Source organism: Moraxella sp. RCAD0137 (genome assembly GCF_002894025.1).
Classification (GTDB): Bacteria; Pseudomonadota; Gammaproteobacteria; order Pseudomonadales; family Moraxellaceae; genus Moraxella; species Moraxella porci.
This window is the reverse complement of sequence record NZ_LTCC01000030.1, coordinates 1-3,705: the sequence shown is the minus strand read 5'-3', so window position 1 is coordinate 3,705 and position 3,705 is coordinate 1. Positions and strand designations below refer to the sequence as shown.

4 protein-coding genes and 1 pseudogene are annotated in these 3,705 nt (G+C 44.6%); 1 reads left to right on the top strand and 4 read right to left on the bottom strand.

Going from position 1 to position 3,705, the window contains the following annotated elements; all coding sequences use genetic code 11:
* Positions 1-78 (top strand): IS3 family transposase (locus AZ602_RS09845; protein WP_146025225.1); only part of this gene is annotated, 78 nt, incomplete at its 5' end.
* Positions 79-162: 84 nt separating this feature from the next.
* Here AZ602_RS09845 and AZ602_RS09840 read toward each other — a convergent pair.
* From AZ602_RS09840 to AZ602_RS09825, 4 genes and pseudogenes are all read right to left on the bottom strand, one after another.
* Positions 163-1,848, bottom strand: coding sequence for an AMP-binding protein (locus AZ602_RS09840; protein WP_103034739.1), 1,686 nt, complete (start codon positions 1,846-1,848; stop codon positions 163-165).
* Positions 1,849-1,990: 142 nt separating this feature from the next.
* Positions 1,991-3,223 (bottom strand): bifunctional phosphopantothenoylcysteine decarboxylase/phosphopantothenate--cysteine ligase CoaBC, encoded by a 1,233-nt coding sequence (coaBC, locus tag AZ602_RS09835; protein ID WP_103034738.1) that lies wholly within the window; start codon positions 3,221-3,223, stop codon positions 1,991-1,993.
* Between the two features lie 122 nt (positions 3,224-3,345).
* Positions 3,346-3,555 carry a hypothetical protein gene (locus AZ602_RS09830; RefSeq protein ID WP_143821206.1) on the bottom strand — a complete coding sequence of 70 codons (210 nt, stop codon included), beginning with the start codon at positions 3,553-3,555 and terminating at the stop codon, positions 3,346-3,348.
* A gap of 48 nt (positions 3,556-3,603) precedes the next feature.
* A pseudogene (locus AZ602_RS09825) lies at positions 3,604-3,705 on the bottom strand (IS1595 family transposase); the annotation flags it as partial.

Here is a 3,705-nt window from a genome sequence, read left to right as displayed (position 1 = left end):
AATCATGATAGAATAAAAGTAAAATTAAAAGGACTGAGTCCTGTACAATACAGAACTCAGTCCTTTATTAAACCTTAACCGTTAATCTTAAACTGGTGTCTAAGAATTGGGGGTCGGTTCATAAGCACGATGTTCTTGTGATACAACAGGCAAATCTGCTGACTACAGCTTTCTAAGCTCTTTTCGTAGGATTTTGCCGACATTGGATTTGGGAAGCTCATCCACAAAGGCGATTTGTTTTGGACGTTTGTAGCCAGTTAAATTTTTCTTCGCCCAAGCTTTGATATCATCCGCAGTCAAGCTGTCGTCTTTTTTGACCACAAAGACCTTGACCACCTCACCGCTATGCTCATCAGGCACGCCGATGGCACCGCATTCTAGCACTTGTGGGTGAGCGGCGATGACTTCTTCGACTTCGTTAGGATAGACATTAAAGCCTGAGACCAAAATCATGTCTTTTTTGCGATCGACGATTTTAAAATACCCTTGCTCATCCATCACACCGATGTCGCCTGTGCGAAAATAACCATCAGTCGTCATCACTTTGGCAGTTTCCTCAGGCTGATTCCAATAGCCTTTCATCACCTGCGGACCTTTGGCACAAATCTCGCCTGCCTCACCCATCGCAACTTCATGACCATCTTCATCCAGCAGGATAATGTCGGTAGAAGGAAAAGGAATGCCGATTTTGCCGGTATAACTGCCAAGCGGATTAAAGGTCAAAACAGGTGATGTCTCAGACAAACCATACCCCTCAATGATGTAATTGCCGGTCAATTTCTCCCACGCTTCAGCTGTACTGGGCAATACCGCCATGCCGCCGCCAAGTGAGATTTTCATATTGCTATGATCAAGACTACCAAAGCCTTTGTGATGCGTCAAGGCATTAAATAGCGTATTCACCGCAGGGAAAAATTGCGGACGATATTTGGCAAATTGCTTGGTCAAATCATCAAAATCTCGCGCATTGGGAATCAGTAGCATCGCAAAGCCCATCTTCATGCCAAGCATGGTCACCATAAACGAGAAAATATGATACAAAGGCAATGCCACCGCCATATATTCACCATGCTGATACGGCTTATCAAAGCCTGATTTGACATAGGTCATGCACTGCTCAACATTAGCAATCAAGTTGCCATGAGTCAGCATCGCACCCTTGGCGACACCTGTCGTACCGCCTGTGTACTGTAAAATCACCACATCATCCAGCGTTAGACTTGGGCGAGTGTATGGCAAGTTATTTTTTAAAATATCTTTAAAATTTTTCTTATTTGGAATGCAATAGCTTGGCACCATTTTTTTAAGATGACGCACGACGGCATTAATCACGATGCCCTTCACGCCCATCATATCACCGACGCCTGTGGTGATGACATGAGCCACTTGCCCTTTATCTTGCACCTTTTCAAAGGTATGGGCAAAGTTCTCAACGATAAACAATACCTTGGCTTCACTATCTTTGAGCTGATGCTCAAGCTCGTGCGCGGTGTACAAAGGATTGACATTCACAAGCACCAGACCTGCTCGCACAATCCCCATCATCACCGCAAGATACTGCGGCGTATTTGGCATCATCACCGCGACTTTATCGCCTTGATTGAGACCGAGCGACTGTAGATAAGCTGAGATTTTTAAGCTGTGCTTATCCAAATCATCATAGCTGATGTCATAGCCCATAAAAGTGATGGCTTTTTGACCACGATTGGCACGGAAATTGACATCAAAAAAATCCAGCAAGTTATTCACACCTTCAGGCATGACAAGCTGAATGTCCAAATTATTTTTGCGGTAAGTGTCCTGCCAAGCACGGTCAACAGGTGTGATAAATGCGTTATAATCAGTCATGAATCCATCCTAAAAATTATTCGCCAGTAAGTCAAAATACAAAAATCATCAGCGATAAACAATGTATTTTTGTGAATCTTCACTCATGATTTTTGATTGACAAATGAAGCAAAATTTGGCTTAAGTTTACTTATTTAATATTTTAATTAGTATCACTAATTAATGCAATACAGTCCACAAGCTGTCTTGCAATGGTGGTTTTTGGTGCTTTGGGCAGTTTTTGGGCAGTTTTTTGGTATTGATCAGCAAAAAACACCATCATCGCATTATCATCACTGCCAAAGCCAATGCTGGTATCAGACACATCATTGACCGCAATCATGTCAAGATTTTTGGCGATAAGTTTGCCTTTGGCATAGTTTTCGGTATCTTGGGTCTCAGCAGCAAAGCCAACGGTCAGCACATCAGGATAAGTCTTAGCGATGGTGGCAAGCACATCAGGATTTTTGATGAGTTCTAGCGTCATGCCATCCACGCCATCGGTTTTTTTGATTTTGTGAGCGGCGATGGTTGCCATCTTATAGTCCGCCACGGCAGCGGTGGCGATGAACACATCCGCCGTACGGCAGACATCTAGACATACCGACAGCATCTCATCTGCCGTGCCGACATCAATGCGATGCACGCCTTTGGGTGCTTGCAATGCCACACGCTTACCGCTGACGAGCACCACATCCGCACCAGCATCACGACACGCCGCCGCCAGTGCATAGCCCATCTTGCCTGTGGAATGATTGGATAAAAAACGCACCGGATCAATCGGCTCAAGCGTCGCCCCTGCGGTAATAACGACAGTCTTAGCTGCCAATGACTGTGGTAGTCTTTGGCGAGCCACAAATGCCAAAATCGTCTGGCTCAACGCCTCAGGCTCAGGCAATCGCCCTGCCCCGACATCGCCGCACGCCTGCTCACCACTATCAGGATAGATGAGATGATAGCCGAAGCGTTGTAGTTTATTCAGATTATCCTGTACGATGGCATTTGCCCACATCTGCTGATTCATGGCAGGTGCAATGAGAATCGGTGCATCTGTCGCCACACAAACTGTGGTCAATAGATTGTCCGCCAAGCCAGTGGCAAGCTTGCCGATGGTGTTGGCAGATGCAGGTGCGATCACGACCACATCCGCCCATTTGGCAAGCTCAATATGCCCCATGCCCTTTTCGGCTTCTGCATCCAAAAGCTGTGTATGTACTTCATTGCCAGTCAATGCCTGCAAGGTCAAAGGCGTGATAAACTCGCACGCTGCCGCCGTCATCATCACACGCACTTCACAGCCTGCCTTGATGAGCAGACGAGCAAGCACTGCTGATTTATAAGCAGCGATACCGCCTGTGATGCCGAGTAGGATTTTTGGTTTGGTCAAATCAGTCATGGCTGTCGCCTAAAGTACAAATGGGCATATTATAGCGTATTTTGATCATATGGTGGCAATTAATGTGTGTTTGCTTGGTTAAGCAGGGTATCAATACCAATGCAAAAAGTTAAATTTAATCATCACAAATATTCAAACAATTTCTCAAACGTTTTGCTATTTCTAATGCTTAAATTTTTGAGTAATTTTGGGGTAATCACAGGGTGATGGTACAAGCTATTATCTTGATTGCCTGCCCAAAAACAAGCCATCTTGCCAATATATAAACAACCATGCTCATCTTGCCACTGCCCAGTTGCCCAAATAAAGTTATCCACATCAAAATTTGGCATAAAAAATGCCATTTGTCTTTTGAGCGTTTGGGGCTGTACTAGATTAGCCTAAATCCCACACCATCTTCTCAATACTTTAAGCTGATTAGATGGTGTACCATAGTTAAAACGAAACTCACATTCTTTGATAAAAAGATGAAAGTGTTTCTT